Below are 14,648 nucleotides of genomic sequence, written 5' to 3'. Positions count from 1 at the left end.
AGGCAGTGGCCGCGACCCGGCCATTGCCCTGCCACCGTGAAGCTGGTTGAACTGCGATACCTGCAGGGAGACGGACATGGCACGCATTGGCCTGGTGGCGCATGACGACAAGAAAGACGAGCTGTGCGCCTGGGCGCTGCGGCACCGGCACAAGCTGAGCGAGCATGAACTCTGGGGCACCGGCACCACCGGCAGCCGCATCATTGCTGCCACCGGCATGCCCGTGACGCTGCTCAAGAGCGGGCCGCTGGGCGGGGACCAGCAGCTGGGGGCGATGATCGCCGAGCAGCGGCTGGACGTGCTGATCTTTTTCATCGATCCGCTCTCGGCGCAGCCGCATGATGTCGACGTCAAGGCACTGACAAGGCTGGCCACGCTTTATGACGTGATGTGCGCCAATAACGGGGCCACGGCCAATGCCGTGCTCGCCTATCTGTGAGCACAAGTCCCGGCTTTGCGGCGACGCCCGGTTGACCCTGTGCCCGCCTTATGAGCAGATGCCGCAAAATCGCCTGGATTGAACCGGGCGCCCTTGGCCTCAGGAATCGGGACGGATTTGGTGTCCTCTGACTTGGTTATCGACGTTCGCAACGTCAGCAAACGCTTTGGCGGCCTGACCGCCGTGAACAATTGCTCGCTCTCGGTGCGGCGCGGCTCCGTCACGGGGCTGATCGGCCCCAATGGCGCGGGCAAGTCGACGCTGTTCAACATGGTGGCCGGCAATATCGTGCCCGATAGCGGCGCGGTGATCTTTGACGGCAAGGATGTGACCGGGCTGGAGCCGCACGAGCTGTTCCGCACCGGCATGCTGCGCACCTTCCAGATCGCGCATGAATTCTCCAACATGACGGCGCTGGAAAACCTGATGATGGTGCCGGGCGACCAGCCGGGCGAAAATCTGGGCAATGTCTGGTTCCGGCCGGGACTGTCGCGTTCGCGCGAAACCGCGGTGCGCAAGAAGGCGCTGGACGTCATCGATTTCCTCAAGCTGGGCCATGTGCGCAACGAGCTGGCGGGCAACCTGTCGGGCGGTCAGAAGAAGCTGCTCGAGCTGGGTCGCACCATGATGGTGGATGCCAAGGTGGTGCTGCTCGACGAAGTGGCGGCCGGCGTCAACCGTACGCTGCTCAATGACCTGGCCGCCAATATCGAGCGGATGAACCGCGAGCTGGGCTATACTTTCTTTGTCATCGAGCACGACATGGACCTGATCGGGCGGCTGTGCGACCCGATCATCGTCATGGCGCAGGGCGAAAAGATCGCCGAGGGACCAATGGCGGAAATCCGCGCCAATCCGGCCATCGTCGAAGCCTATTTCGGCACTCCAGTCGAGGTAGCGTAATGCCGCTGATCGAACTCAAGCACGTCGTTGCGGGCTATGGCGGCGCGCCGATCCTCAATGGCGTGGACATGGCCATCGAGCAGTCCGATATCGGCGTGATCGTGGGGCCCAATGGTGCGGGCAAGTCGACCACGCTCAAGGCGATTTTCGGCCTGCTCAAGGTGACCGGCGGCACGATCGACTTTGACGGCGAAGACGTCGCCAACTCGCTGCCCGACAAGCTGGTGCCCAGGGGCCTCAGCTTCGTGCCGCAGGAAAAGAACGTCTTTACCTCGATGAGCGTCGAGGAGAACCTCGAAATGGGCGCCTTCACCAGGCGCGACGATTTCCGGGGCACCATGGACTGGGTCTACCAGATGTTCCCGGTGCTGGCGGAAAAGCGGCGCCAGCCGGCCGGCGAACTGTCGGGCGGGCAGCGGCAGATGGTGGCCATGGGCCGCGCGCTGATGAGCAAGCCGCGCCTGCTGATGCTTGACGAACCCTCGGCTGGGCTGTCGCCGCGCTATGTCATCGAGATCTTCGAGACCATCGTGCGCGTCAACAAGGAAGGCGTGGCAATCCTGATGGTCGAGCAGAATGCGCGCCAGGCGCTGGCCTTTGCCTCCAAGGGCTTCGTGCTGGCGCAGGGGCAGAACCGTTTCACCGGCACGGGCGCCGAGCTCATTGCCGATCCCGATGTCGCCAAAAGTTTCCTCGGGGGCTGAGCCGTGACCGAATTGATCTTCTTCATCAACCAGGTGGTGATTTCCGGCGCGGTGCTGGGCTGCATCTATGCGCTGGGCGCGGTCGGCATCACGCTGATCTTCGGCATTCTGCGCTTTGCCCATTTCGCCCATTCCGAGCTGATGACCTCGGGCGCGTTCTTTGCCTTCCTCTTGGCAGCTTTGTTCGCCAGCTGGGGCATCCAGACGCCCATTCCAACCGGCTTTGTGGTCTTGCCCCTTGCCATGGTGCTGTCGGCCATCTTCGCACTGGGCATCGACAAGGGCTTTTATGCGCCGCTGCGCCAGCGCGGCGCCAAGCCGGTGATCCTGCTGATCGCCTCGATCGGCGTGACGCTGATGATCCAGGGACTGATCCGGCTGTTCTTCGGCGCCGGCAGCTATTCCTTCTTCGAGAACGAGACCAAGGACGTGTTCCGCATCGATACCAGCTTTCTTGGTTCGACCCGGCCGCTGGTGATCACCGAGCCGCAGCTGCTGATGATCGTGGTCACGATCATCTCGGTGCTGGCGCTGCACTTCTTCCTGACCCGCTCGCGGCTGGGCAAGGCGATGCGCGCCATGGCCGACAATGCCGATCTGGCGCAGGTCTCGGGCATCAATACCGCGCTGGTGGTGCGGGTGACCTGGATCGTCGCCGGGGCACTGGCCTGCATGGCCGGCACCATGCTGGCGCTGGACGTGACGCTGAAACCCGATCTGGCCTTCAACATCATCATCCCGATCTTTGCCGCCGCCATTGTCGGCGGCCTGGGCCAGGCCTATGGCGCCATTGCCGGAGGCCTGCTGATCGGCTTTGCCGAATCGCTGGCCGTGTTCAACTGGACCATGGTGCTGCGCCCGCTCAACGGCGTGCTGCCTGAGGCGCTCCAATTGCCGGCGACGCTGGCGCTGGTGCCCACCGAATACAAGCTGACCGTGGCCTTCGTCATCCTCGTGGTGGTGCTGCTGGTGCGGCCCACCGGCATCTTCAAGGGAGCCTCGTCATGATCGCGCGCTCGATCAGCCTCTTTGCCGGCCTCTTCGCGCTAATCCTGGTGATCGGCTGGCTGATGGGCGTGCCCTTCACCTCATCGCGCCTTGTCGAGGCCACAGCCTATGCGTTGATCGCCCTGGGCCTCAATATCCAGTGGGGCTATGGCGGGCTGTTCAATTTCGGCGTCATGGGCTTCCTGATGCTGGGCGGCTTTGCCGTCACCTTCATCTCCTATCCTATCAATCCGAGCTTCTGGGGCTCGGATGGTCCCTGGATGCTGGGCCGGGCGGCAATCGCCTTCGGCGCCGGGGCGCTGCTGGTCTATGCCGCGCGGCAGAGCCACCGCCTGGGCGTGCGCGGCGGCTGGAAGACGTTCACCATCGTGCTGGCCTGGTTCGTCGCCTATTGCCTCTATCGCAGCCAGATCGATCCGGCCGCCGCCTATATCGAAAGCACGGCCGGCTTTGTCGGCGGGCTGGGCATCAATCCGGTATTCGGCTGGCTGTTCGGCGGCGTATTGGCCGCCGGCGTCGCCCTGATCGTGGGCAAGATCGCCCTGGGCCTGCGCACCGATTACCTGGCCATTGCCACGATCGGCATTTCGGAAATCATTCGCGCGCTGGTCAAGAATATGGACTGGCTGACGCGCGGCACGCTGACGGTGTCGCCCATTCCCTGGCCGACGCCGCTGCCGCAGGCCTATCAGGCCGGTGGCGCCGATCAGCTCAGTTCGCTGATCCTGGCGCGCGGCGGCTATCTGGCGCTGGCGCTGCTGGTGCTGGCGGCGGCCATGTGGCTGGTCAGCCGCGCCTATGCCGGGCCCTGGGGAAGGATGATGCGCGCCATTCGCGACAACCATGTCGCGGCGGCCTCGATGGGCAAGGATGTCAAATCGCGCCAGCTCGAAATCTTCGTGCTCGGATCGGTGCTGATGGGCATTGGCGGGGCCATGTTGGTCAGCTTTACGCAGATTTTTGACCCCTCGAGCTACCAGCCGATCAACCACACCTTCCTGATCTGGGTGATGATCATTGTCGGCGGCGCCGGCAATAATTGGGGCGCGGTGTTCGGGGCGGTGCTGATCTGGCTCGTCTGGGTGATTTCCGAGCCGCTGGCCAAGACCATCTTCGAAACGGCCAGCTATTGGTCGACCAGCGTGGGCTGGCCGCAGATTCCCGACATCGAGTCGCGCTCCGCGCAGATGCGCGTCTTCGTGCTGGGCCTGGTCATCACCATTGCGCTGCGCTACGCGCCCAAGGGGCTGATCCCGGAGACGGTGCGGCACCAGAACTAGTCCAAATTTGCATTTTGTCCAAATCTGGACTATATGTCTCTGCGTGACAGGAGGCAGACATGGCCAATGCAGGTTTCGCCGACATGAACCAGGCAGCACTGGTCGCCCATACGCCGCTCGCCCCCGACCGCTTCGAGCCCGCCAATCGGCGGCGGCTGAGTGGGCCGGCCCTGCGCAGCTTTGCCGCCATTGCCGATCTCTGGGGTCTTTCCGAACAGCAACGCCGGCTGGTGCTGGGCTATCCCTCACGCTCGACCTATCATAACTGGATGCGGCTGGCGCGGGAGCAGGCCGAGCTCACCCTTGATGTCGACAGCCTGACGCGGCTGTCGGCCTTGCTGGGCATTCACCAGGCGCTGGGGGTGCTGTTCGCGGGTTCGGGTGAGGCCTTGGCCTGGCTCAAAGGGCCGCATGACGCGCCGCTGTTTGGCGGCCAGGCCCCATTGGCGCTGGTCACGGCGGGGACCCTGGACGGCTTGCTGCAGGTGCGCCGCTTTCTCGATGCCGCGCGCGGCGGGCTCTATATGGCGCCCAATGGCCTGGATGCCGGCTTTGCCGCCAGCACTGACCAGGACCTGGTCTGGCAGTGAGCATTGTCCATGCCGAAGCGCCCCGGCCGGCGCACCGGCTGATCCCCTCGCAGTTTCCGCCGATCGGGCTGTTCGACACGGTGACGCGCGCGGCCGATCTGGATGCGGTGATGGAACTGGCGGGCTGGACCAATGACCGGCTGGTGGCCGAGCGGCTGGGCCGCCTGCCGCCCAGCGACTGGGTGTTCGGCCGGCCCAATGCCTCGGTGGTCATGGCGGCTTTCCTGCATGCGCCGGTCAATGGCGCACGCTTTTCCGGCCCCGACCTGGGCGCCTGGTATGCGGCGGCCCGCATCGAGACGGCCATTGCCGAGGTGGCGCATCATCTCCGGCGCGAGGCCTTTGCCCGGCGACTGCCCACAGCCAGCCGCCGCTACCGCGCCTATGGCTGCCAGTTGCTGGGCCGCTATCGCGACATCAGGGGGCTTGATGACGGGGGGCTCTACAGCCGCACCAGCTATGCCGCCAGCCAGGCGTTCGGCGAGGCCCTGCGGGCGGCGGGCGAGGATGGCGTGATCTATGACAGCCTGCGCCACCAGGGCGGCATGGCCATCTGCGCCTATCGGCCCGGCAAGATTGTCGATGTGGTGCAGGCCGACCATGTCGACATCGCCGTGTCGGTGGAAAGTGCATCCATCACGGTGACGCGGCTGGCGGGCTAGAGCATTTCACCGTTTTTGCTGAAGACGCTCTAGGGCGCCTTGCGGGCCGTCAGCCAGAGCCAGGTGGTGGGCAGGTTATCATAGCCATTGCCGGCAGCTTCGACGATGTCCAGACTGTGCCAGTCTGCGGCGGCGCGGGCATGGGCCTCCAGGGTGGGGCGGTCCGGATAGTTGTAGTAGCGCCCAAGACTGTCGCGGCCCTCGCCCCCGCCGGCCTTGAAGCTGGCGACCAGCAGACCGCCCGGCTTGAGGGCATCAAAGATGCGGGTCAAATCACCGGTCAACTCGCTGCGCGGGGCATGCAGCAGCGCGGCGCAGGCCCAGACGCCGTCATAGGCACTAAGCTTGTCGAGCTGGTTGAATGCCATGATGCGGACCGGGCGACCGAGGCGCGCCTCAGCCTGAGCGGCCAGTTCGGGCGAGGCGTCCGACGGGGTGACGGCAAAGCCGGCTTCCAGCATGGCGGCGGCATCGCGGCCATTGCCGGTGCCCAGTTCAAGCACGGCGCCCCCAGCGGGCAATTGCGCCAGGAAGGCCTCCAGCCGTGGCGTGGGCGCGGTGGCATGCTGGCCATAGACCAGGGCATTGTCGGCATAGAATTTGAGGGTTTCGGAATCGGGCATGTGGTCTCCAAAAAAAGGCCCGGGATCGCTCCCGGGCCTTCGCATTATGCGGATCTGCGTCCGGGCCCTGCGCGCATAGCGCTTCGGGCCTCGGTACCTCAAAACCCTCCACCGGAGGGTTTTGCCGGCGCGTTGCGCCGGACTGTGCCGAGTTACTGGATCAGGCCCTTTTCGACGAAGGCGCCGCCTTCGACGGCCAGTTCGACGATGATGCCGTCCACGTCGCCTGCGGCGTCGAAGTCGAGCGCGCCGCCGGCGCCTTCATAGTCGATGTCGGTGCCGGCCTTGATCAGCTCGACAGCCTTGGTCCACTCGCCGGGCAGGATCTTCTCGCCGGGTGCCGAGGAAACGTCGCGCAGCGCGGCAGCAAGGCCGTCACGCGAGGCCGAACCATTCTTCTCGATGGCCAAAGCCAGCAGGAAGGCGGCGTCATAGGCCTGCGGCGCATAGGTCGCATTGGCGGCGATGCCGGCCGCGGTGGCCAGGTCGGTATAGGTGGTGGTGGCAGCGCCTTCGGGTGCGCCGGCGCGGGTGGCGATCAGGCCTTCCACGGCAGCAGCGTCGATGCCGCTGAGCAGGTCGTCGCCGACCATGCCGTCACCGCCGACATAGGTGGTGAAGTTGCCGGACTCGACGGCCTGGCGCAGGATGGTGTTACCCGAGGCATTGGCATAGGCCAGGATCACCAGGTTCTGGCTGGCGACCAGGTTGCCCAGCTCGGCGCGATAGTCAGCCTTGCCTTCTTCATGGGCCACATTGGCAGCAACCGTGCCGCCGGCAGCGGTATAGGCAGCGGTCAGCGCATCGGCAAAGCCCTTGCCATAGTCATTGTTCACATAGGTGATGGCGATGTCCATGACGCCCTTGGCGATCAGCAGATCGGCCATCTTGACGCCCTGCAGGGCATCGGATGGGGTGGTGCGATAGACCAGGTCATTGTCTTCGAGCGTGGTCAGGGCCGGGGCCGACGAGGCCGGCGAGATGAACACGACATTGCCCGACAGGCCCGAGCCATTGAACGCGCCAATGGTTTCGCCGGTGCACAGGGCGCCGACAATGCCGACCACGTTGTCGGAATTGATCAGCTTGTCGGCGGCCGCGGCAGCGGCCGTCGCGTCGCAGGCACCGTCGGCCGAGATCAGGGTCAGTTCACCGCCCAGGATACCGCCCTGCTCGTTGACCTGCTTCACCACGAGTTCGGCGCCGGCAAAAATGGGTGGGGTCAGCGATTCAATCGGGCCGGTGAAGCCGCCGATAAAGCCGATGGTAGCGCCGGTGTCCTGGGCAAAGGCGGGCACGGCAACGACCAGGGTCGAGGCGGCAACGGCCAGGGTCAGGGTTTTCTTGAGATTGAGCATGTACGTCCCTCTGCTGGGTTGTTCCGGGGAGCGACCCTTGCACGGGTCGTCTTGCCAGACGAAACAACGCGATAACGGGGGCGCAACCCGCGCCCCGCTGGGCAGACTGTTGCACAGATCGGGCGGGCGAGTCACCGGCTATTGCGGGGGCTGGCGGGGCTGAACACACAGTTGCTTAACGGGCGGGTCTTGGCCATAGAATGCCGGCGTGGCGGGAGATTGGCGTGAACACAGCAAGCCGGGCAGGGATGGTGACAGGGCTGTTGCTGGCGCTGATAGGCGGACCGGCGCAAGCGCAGTTGAGCGTGCTCGACCAGGCCCAGGACCGGGTGGGGCAAGCGGCGCCCGCGACAGGCAGCCCGGCCGTGCCCGCGCCGCCCTGCGGCAGCCGAACCATCAGCATTGCCAGCATGAGCTGGCCCTCGGCGCAATTGCTGGCCGAGATCCATGCCCGCGTGCTGACGCGCGCCTTTGGCTGCGCCGTTCAGGTGGCGCCGGGCGACCTGGCGGCCACCGGTTCGTCGATGGGCTCGACCGGCCAGCCGGCCGTGGCGCCAGAAATGTGGCCTACACGGGTAGCGGAAGTGTGGAACGCCGGCATGGCGGCGCAGATGCTGCGGCCAGCGGCGTCCACCTATGTCGAGACCGCGCTCGAGGGCTGGTTCATCCCGGCGGCGCTGGCCGCCGCGCGGCCGGACCTGGTCAGCGCCAGCCAGCTGGCCGGCGTGCTGCCGACGCTCAATGGCGGCAGCAAGGTGTCGTTCATCTCCTGCCCGGTCGACTGGGCCTGTGCGGTGATCAACCGGCACCTGATCGCTGCCCATGGGCTGGAGCCGCTGGTCGAGATTGTCGAGCCGGCCAACCGCTTCGAGATGGACAGCCTGATCGCAGCGGCGGTCAATCGCAATGACCCCGTGCTGTTCTATTACTGGCGGCCCAATGCGCTGCTGGCCCAGCTCAACCCGGTGGCGCTCGACATGGGCGACTACGATGCCGAGGCCGCCAAATGCCTGGCCCAGGCGGTCTGCGCCGCGCCGCAGCCCAGTGCCTTTGCGCCCGAAGCGGTGCTGGTGGCGCTCAGCGAATGGGTCTTTACCGATATCCCCGCCATTGCCGGCTATTTCCAGCGCACCAGCCTGCCCGTGGTGGCGATGAATACGCTGCTGGCGCAATTGAACGAACCGGGGGCCAGCGTGGCCGGGGTGGCCGACCGGTTCGTCGCCGAGCGCGGCGACATCTGGCGGCAATGGGTCGGCCCGCCCGTTCCTTAGGGCCGGCTTAACCGTCCGCCTCGGTGGCGTCGGGTATGTCGTGCGGCTGTCACACAGGGCCATTAGGATGTCGGATCACCATGGCGAAGCGCGCCTAAACCACTGACAGATAAGGCGTTTCACTGTACCGTTTACGAATTGTTCATGTCTGATCGCCGATAGTGCAGGCGCCCGGCATTATCGGGCGTGAGCGGACCAGATCGCCATGCGGCGTAATTTAGCACTTTCCCAGATTCTTGACGGCTATCGCGGCATTACCCTGGCGGCCGCAACCGTCATCGCGGCGCTGTTTGTCGCCAGTGGCCTGGCGCTGACCGGCTTGCTGGCGAGCGCCAACGTGACACTCCCCGTCACCACGCTGCTGGCTGGCAGCCTGCTGCTGGCCGTGCTGGCGGTGGGGCACAAGGTGATGCGGATGCGCATCATACTGGCCGCCAAGGCCACCCATGACATCATGGCCTCGATCCATCGCGATGCGCTGACCGGGGTGGCGACGCGCTCCTATTTCCTCGAGATGCTGCGCGGCGAAGTCTATCACGGCTCGGAGCGAGCGGTCGGCTATCTGCAGCTCGACATGGACAATCTCAAGGTGCTCAACGACACCGCCGGTCATGGCGCGGGCGATGCGGCGCTGCTGCATCTGGCGGGAACAATCCGCGACATGCTGCCCAATGCGCTGGTCGGCCGGCTGGGCGGGGACGAGTTCGGCATTGCCGTGTTCGGGCATGACAACCGGGCTGGCCTCAAGCGCCTGGGCGAAGAATTGCTGCGGCGGCTGGAGCGGCCAGTGGGGATTGCCGGCAGGCCGGTACGGCTGGCGGCCACCATCGGCATCGCCCTGGCGCCGCTCGACGCTACCGATGTGGACGAGCTGATGTCCAAGGCCGATCTGGCGCTCTACAAGGGCAAGAAAAGCGGGCGCCACATGGTGGTGGCCTTTGACGCCGACATGCTGGGCGATGAGCGGCATCGCCGCTTCGTCGAGCGCGAACTGCGCGCCGCCCTGCTGCTGGACGAACTCGAGCTGCACTACCAGCCGGTATTTGACGGCGACCGCCATGTCACTTCCCACGAAGCGCTGATCCGCTGGCGCCACAAGGTGCGCGGCGTCATTTCGCCAGCCCAGTTCATTGCCATTGCCGAGGAGAGCGACCTGATCGACAAGCTGGGCGAGTGGGTGCTGCGGCGTGCCTGCCAGGATCTGCCGCAACTGGGCACGCCGGTGGCGGTCAATGTGTCGCCGGCGCAATTGCGCCATGCCGATTTTGCCCCGCGCTTTGCCGCGCTGCTGGGTGAAACCGGCACCGATCCACGCCGCATCATCGTCGAGATCACCGAGACGGTGCCGCTGCAGGCCCAGGGCATCGAGCTGGCCAATGTCGATGCGCTGCGGGCGCTGGGCGTGCGCATCGCCATCGACGATTTCGGCGCCGGCCATGCCAGCCTGCAATATCTGCGCGGCTTTGCCTTCGACATCATCAAGATCGACCGCACCTATGTGTCGAGCCTGGGCAGCAGCCGGATCGACGCCATCATCGTGGCGGCGATCTGCGACATCGCCCGCTCGCTGCCGGTCGAGGTGGTGGCCGAGGGGGTCGAGACCGAGGAGCAGTTCCGCCTGCTGCGCCAGGCCGGCTGCACGCGCTTCCAGGGATTTCTGCTCGGCCGGCCGCAGCCGCTCGAAGCGCGGCGCGTCGCCAGCGCCGCCTGAGCCCCGCCAATGACAGCTTGATGACAGCTATTGCGTTGTCGCAGTTGCGTCGCACGCCACGGCACGGATATAAGGCTTGTGGGAAGCCTTTTATGGCAGTGGGAGTAGTGCCTTGGATTTGAAGCGGATCAACGATCATGTCAGCGTTTCGGGGCAGATCCGTCCCGAGGACGTCGCAACGCTCAAGGCCGCCGGGTTCGTCGCCATTGTCAACAATCGCCCCGACGGGGAATCCCCTGACCAGCCAAGCGGGGCCGAGATCGCGGCCGCCGCCGCGGCAGCGGGTCTGGCCTATCATGCCATTCCGCTGGGCCGCGAGGGGGTCTCTCCCGAAATGGTGGCACAGACCAAAGCCGTGCTCGAGGGGAGCACGGGGCCGGTCTTCTGCTACTGCCGGTCCGGAACGCGCTCGACCACATTGTGGGCGCTGAGCCAGGCCGGCACGGTCGACGCCAGCCAGATCATCGCACAGGCGGCCGAGGCCGGCTACGACATGAGCCATCTGGCGGGTCATCTCGACCGCCACTAGACGCCTTCAGACGCTGGGGCGGGCGACCGCCCCCGGCCATATGCCGATTGCTGAGCCGGACCGTCACAGGTCCTTCACCCCTCCTGCTCGGACAGATTCATGCCCATCAAGAAAATCCTCGTCGCCAATCGCAGCGAAATCGCCATCCGCGTGTTCCGCGCGGCCAATGAACTGGGCCTCAAGACGGTCGCCGCCTATGCCGAAGAGGACAAGCTGGCGCTGCACCGCTTCAAGGCCGACGAGGCCTATCTGATCGGCAAGGGCAAGGGGCCGGTCGAGGCCTATCTGCAGATCGACGAATATATCCGGCTGGCCCGCATTTCGGGCGCCGATGCGATCCATCCCGGCTATGGCCTGCTGTCGGAAAGCCCCGAATTCGTCGATGCCTGCGAGGATGCCGGCATCATCTTCATCGGCCCGCGGGCGCAGACCATGCGCGACCTGGGCAACAAGGTCGCCGCGCGCAATATGGCGATCGCCTCCAATGTGCCCGTCGTGCCGGCCACCGAGGCGCTGCCCGACGATCCCGAGCAGATCAAGGCCATGGCTGCCGCCATCGGCTATCCGCTGATGCTCAAGGCCAGCTGGGGCGGCGGCGGGCGCGGCATGCGCCGCATCATGGATGAATCCTCGCTGCTGGCGGAAGTTTCCGAAGGCAAGCGGGAGGCCAAGGCGGCCTTCGGCAAGGACGAGATGTATCTCGAAAAGCTGGTCGAGCGGGCCCGCCATGTCGAGGTGCAGCTGATCGGCGACGATCACGGCAATCTGGTGCACCTTTACGAGCGCGATTGCTCGGTGCAGCGGCGCAACCAGAAGGTGGTCGAGCGGGCGCCGGCGCCCTATCTCAGCGCCGAGGTGCGCAAGGAACTGACCGACGCCGCGGTGCGGCTGGGCAATGCCGCCAATTATCGCGGTGCCGGCACGGTCGAATTCCTGATGGATGCCGATACCGACAAGTTCTACTTCATCGAGGTCAATCCTCGCATCCAGGTCGAGCATACCGTCACCGAAGAGGTGACCGGCATCGACATCGTCAAGGCGCAGATCCATCTGCTCGATGGCGCCGTCATCGGCACGCCGGAATCGGGCGTGCCACTGCAGGAGGATATCCATCTCAACGGCAATGCCATCCAGTGCCGGGTCACCACCGAAGACCCCGAACAGAATTTCATCCCCGACTATGGCCGCATCACCGCCTATCGCGGCGCCACCGGCTTCGGCGTGCGGCTTGATGGCGGCACCGCCTATGCCGGCGCGGTAATCACCCGGTTCTATGATCCGCTGCTCGAAAAGGTCACCTGCTGGGCGCCCTCGGCCGAAGAAGCCATTGCCCGCATGCACCGCGCCCTGCGCGAGTTCCGCATCCGCGGCGTCTCGACCAATCTGGCGTTTCTTGAAAACATCATCACCCATCCCGACTTTGTCGAAAACCGCTACACGACGCGCTTCATCGACACGACGCCGGAACTGTTCAACTTTAAGCCGCGCAGGGATCGCGCCACCAAGCTGCTCAGCTACATTGCCGATGTGACCGTCAACGGGCATCCCGAAGTGCGCGATCGGCCGCGGCCGCCCGCCGAGGCGGCTGCCCCCGTGGTCCCCGAATTTCCGCCCCTGGCCGTCATCGACGGCAGCCGGCAGATTCTTGATCGCGACGGCCCCGTCGGGCTGGCGCAGTGGATGAAGCAGCAGAAGCGGGTGCTGTTTACCGACACCACCATGCGCGACGCGCATCAGAGCCTGCTCGCCACCCGCATGCGCAGCTTCGACATTACCCGCATTGCCCAGACCTATAGCCGCGGCCTGCCCAACCTCTTCAGCCTGGAATGCTGGGGCGGGGCGACCTTTGACGTCTCAATGCGCTTCCTCAACGAGGATCCGTGGGAACGGCTGGCCAAGGTGCGCGACGGCGCGCCCAATATCCTGACCCAGATGCTGCTGCGCGGCAGCAATGGCGTGGGCTACACCAATTATCCCGACAATGTGGTCAAGTTCTTTGTCGCCCAGGCCGCCAGGGGCGGCGTCGATATCTTCCGCGTCTTCGATTGCCTCAACTGGGTCGAGAACATGCGCGTCTCGCTGGACGCGGTGGCCGAGGCGGGCAAAGTGGCCGAAGGCGTCATCTGCTATACCGGCGACATGCTCGATCCCGACCGGGCCAAGTATGACCTCAAATACTATGTCGGGCTGGCCAAGGAGCTCGAGGCAGCGGGTGCCCATGTGCTGGGTCTGAAAGACATGGCGGGCCTGCTGCGGCCGGCGGCGGCCAGGAAACTGATCGCCACGCTCAAGCAGGAAATCAGCCTGCCGATCCACCTGCATACCCATGACACGTCCGGCGCGGCCGCAGCCACGGTGCTGGCGGCGGTCGATGCGGGTGTCGATGCGGTCGACGCGGCCATGGACGCCCTCAGCGGCACCACCAGCCAGCCCACGCTGGGCTCGATCGTCGCCGCCTTGCGCGATGGCGACCGCGATCCGGGGCTCGATGCCAAGGCGATAAGGCAGATCTCTTTCTACTGGGAAGCGGTGCGCACGCAGTATCGGGCCTTTGAAAGCGACCTCAAGGGCGGCGCCTCGGAAGTCTATCTGCACGAAATGCCGGGTGGCCAGTTCACCAATCTCAAGGAACAGGCGCGTTCGCTTGGCCTTGAAACGCGCTGGCACGAGGTCGCCCAGACCTATGCCGACGTCAACCAGATGTTCGGCGATATCGTCAAGGTGACGCCCAGTTCCAAGGTGGTGGGCGACATGGCCCTGGCCATGGTCTCGGCCGGGCTGACCCGGGCCGATGTCGAGAGCCCGGACAAGGATATTGCCTTCCCCGATTCGGTGGTGGGCTTCTTTGCCGGCGATCTGGGCCAGCCGCCGGGCGGCTTCCCCCCGGCGCTGCAGAAAAAGGTGCTCAAGGGCAAGACGCCGCTGACCGAACGGCCCGGCTCCTATCTCAAGGATGTCGACCTCGAGGCCGAGCGGGCCAAGCTGGTCGAGGAGGTCGGGCACGAGATCGACGATTATCGTCTGGCCTCCTATCTGATGTATCCCAAGGTCTATGCCGACTTCGAAAAGACCCAGGATCGCTACGGGCCGACTGAAGTGCTGCCGACGCCGGTCTATTTCTATGGTCTCTCCGAAGGAGACGAACTGTACGTCGACATCGAAAAGGGCAAGACGCTGGTCCTGCAATATCTCGGCCGCGCCCCGACCAATGAAAAGGGCGAGGTGCGGGTGTTCTTCGATCTCAACGGCCAGCCGCGCACCATCCTGGTACCGGATCGGCTCAAGGTCGGCGAAGTCACGGTACGGGCCAAGGCGGCCCTGGGCGATGCCAAGCAGGTTGGCGCACCGATGCCGGGCGTCATTTCCGGGCTCAATGCCAAGCAGGGCCAGAAGGTCACGGCCGGCGACGTGCTGTGCTCGATCGAGGCGATGAAGATGGAAACTGCCATCCATGCCGAAATCGACGGGGTGATCGCCGAAGTGCTGGTCAAGCCAGGCGATCAGATTGATGCCAAGGACCTGCTGATCAGGTTTGAATAGGCGCAAACAAAGGCCCGGAGCGATCCGGGC

13 protein-coding genes are annotated in these 14,648 nt (G+C 65.2%); 11 read left to right on the top strand and 2 right to left on the bottom strand.

Features of this window, described 5'->3' with window-relative positions:
* The first annotated feature begins 76 nt into the window (after positions 1 to 76).
* From AC4NN3_RS17040 to AC4NN3_RS17010, 7 genes are all read left to right on the top strand, one after another.
* Positions 77 to 439 carry a methylglyoxal synthase gene (locus AC4NN3_RS17040; protein ID WP_491928282.1) on the top strand — a complete coding sequence of 121 codons (363 nt, stop codon included), beginning with the start codon at positions 77 to 79 and terminating at the stop codon, positions 437 to 439.
* A 120-nt stretch (positions 440 to 559) separates the two neighbouring features.
* Positions 560 to 1,342, top strand: coding sequence for an ABC transporter ATP-binding protein (locus AC4NN3_RS17035; RefSeq protein WP_491928281.1), 783 nt, complete (start codon positions 560 to 562; stop codon positions 1,340 to 1,342).
* Positions 1,342 to 2,046, top strand: a complete 705-nt coding sequence (locus AC4NN3_RS17030; protein WP_491928280.1) for an ABC transporter ATP-binding protein — start codon at positions 1,342 to 1,344, stop codon at positions 2,044 to 2,046. Before AC4NN3_RS17035 ends, AC4NN3_RS17030 begins: the two co-directional genes overlap by 1 nt.
* Positions 2,047 to 2,049: 3 nt before the next feature.
* The gene (locus AC4NN3_RS17025; protein ID WP_491928279.1) at positions 2,050 to 3,054 is read left to right on the top strand and encodes a branched-chain amino acid ABC transporter permease; all 1,005 of its coding nucleotides are present in this window, start codon (positions 2,050 to 2,052) and stop codon (positions 3,052 to 3,054) included.
* Positions 3,051 to 4,334 (top strand): branched-chain amino acid ABC transporter permease, encoded by a 1,284-nt coding sequence (locus AC4NN3_RS17020; RefSeq protein ID WP_491928278.1) that lies wholly within the window; start codon positions 3,051 to 3,053, stop codon positions 4,332 to 4,334. Before AC4NN3_RS17025 ends, AC4NN3_RS17020 begins: the two co-directional genes overlap by 4 nt.
* Positions 4,335 to 4,417: 83 nt before the next feature.
* On the top strand, positions 4,418 to 4,924 hold the full coding sequence (locus AC4NN3_RS17015) for an MbcA/ParS/Xre antitoxin family protein (RefSeq protein WP_491928293.1): 507 nt from the start codon (positions 4,418 to 4,420) through the stop codon (positions 4,922 to 4,924).
* Entirely contained in the window at positions 4,921 to 5,586 is a 666-nt protein-coding gene (locus AC4NN3_RS17010; protein WP_491928277.1) for an RES family NAD+ phosphorylase, read from the top strand. The genes AC4NN3_RS17015 and AC4NN3_RS17010 overlap by 4 nt, the downstream gene beginning before the upstream one ends.
* Before the next feature lie 29 nt (positions 5,587 to 5,615).
* Here AC4NN3_RS17010 and AC4NN3_RS17005 read toward each other — a convergent pair whose 3' ends face one another.
* Both AC4NN3_RS17005 and AC4NN3_RS17000 read right to left on the bottom strand, forming a co-directional pair.
* Positions 5,616 to 6,209 (bottom strand): class I SAM-dependent methyltransferase, encoded by a 594-nt coding sequence (locus AC4NN3_RS17005; RefSeq protein WP_491928276.1) that lies wholly within the window; start codon positions 6,207 to 6,209, stop codon positions 5,616 to 5,618.
* 152 nt (positions 6,210 to 6,361) lie between these two features.
* Entirely contained in the window at positions 6,362 to 7,567 is a 1,206-nt protein-coding gene (locus AC4NN3_RS17000; RefSeq protein WP_491928275.1) for an ABC transporter substrate-binding protein, read from the bottom strand.
* A gap of 224 nt (positions 7,568 to 7,791) precedes the next feature.
* On the opposite strand from AC4NN3_RS17000, the gene AC4NN3_RS16995 reads away from it, so the two are divergent.
* The 4 genes from AC4NN3_RS16995 to pyc all read left to right on the top strand — a co-directional run bounded on the left by AC4NN3_RS16995 (position 7,792) and on the right by pyc (position 14,618).
* The gene (locus tag AC4NN3_RS16995; RefSeq protein ID WP_491928274.1) at positions 7,792 to 8,838 is read left to right on the top strand and encodes a glycine betaine ABC transporter substrate-binding protein; all 1,047 of its coding nucleotides are present in this window, start codon (positions 7,792 to 7,794) and stop codon (positions 8,836 to 8,838) included.
* 205 nt (positions 8,839 to 9,043) lie between these two features.
* Positions 9,044 to 10,549, top strand: a complete 1,506-nt coding sequence (locus tag AC4NN3_RS16990) for a putative bifunctional diguanylate cyclase/phosphodiesterase (protein ID WP_491928273.1) — start codon at positions 9,044 to 9,046, stop codon at positions 10,547 to 10,549.
* Positions 10,550 to 10,661: 112 nt separating this feature from the next.
* Positions 10,662 to 11,078: a protein tyrosine phosphatase family protein gene (locus AC4NN3_RS16985; protein ID WP_491928272.1), complete on the top strand. Its 417-nt coding sequence runs from the start codon at positions 10,662 to 10,664 to the stop codon at positions 11,076 to 11,078.
* Positions 11,079 to 11,177: 99 nt separating this feature from the next.
* Positions 11,178 to 14,618, top strand: coding sequence for a pyruvate carboxylase (gene pyc / locus AC4NN3_RS16980; RefSeq protein WP_491928271.1), 3,441 nt, complete (start codon positions 11,178 to 11,180; stop codon positions 14,616 to 14,618).
* The last annotated feature ends 30 nt before the right edge of the window (positions 14,619 to 14,648 follow it).

The organism is Devosia sp. MDV22-iso42 (assembly GCF_058629155.1).
The sequence above is the reverse complement of the archived record's forward strand: the minus strand, read 5'-3'. Positions and strand labels throughout refer to the sequence as shown.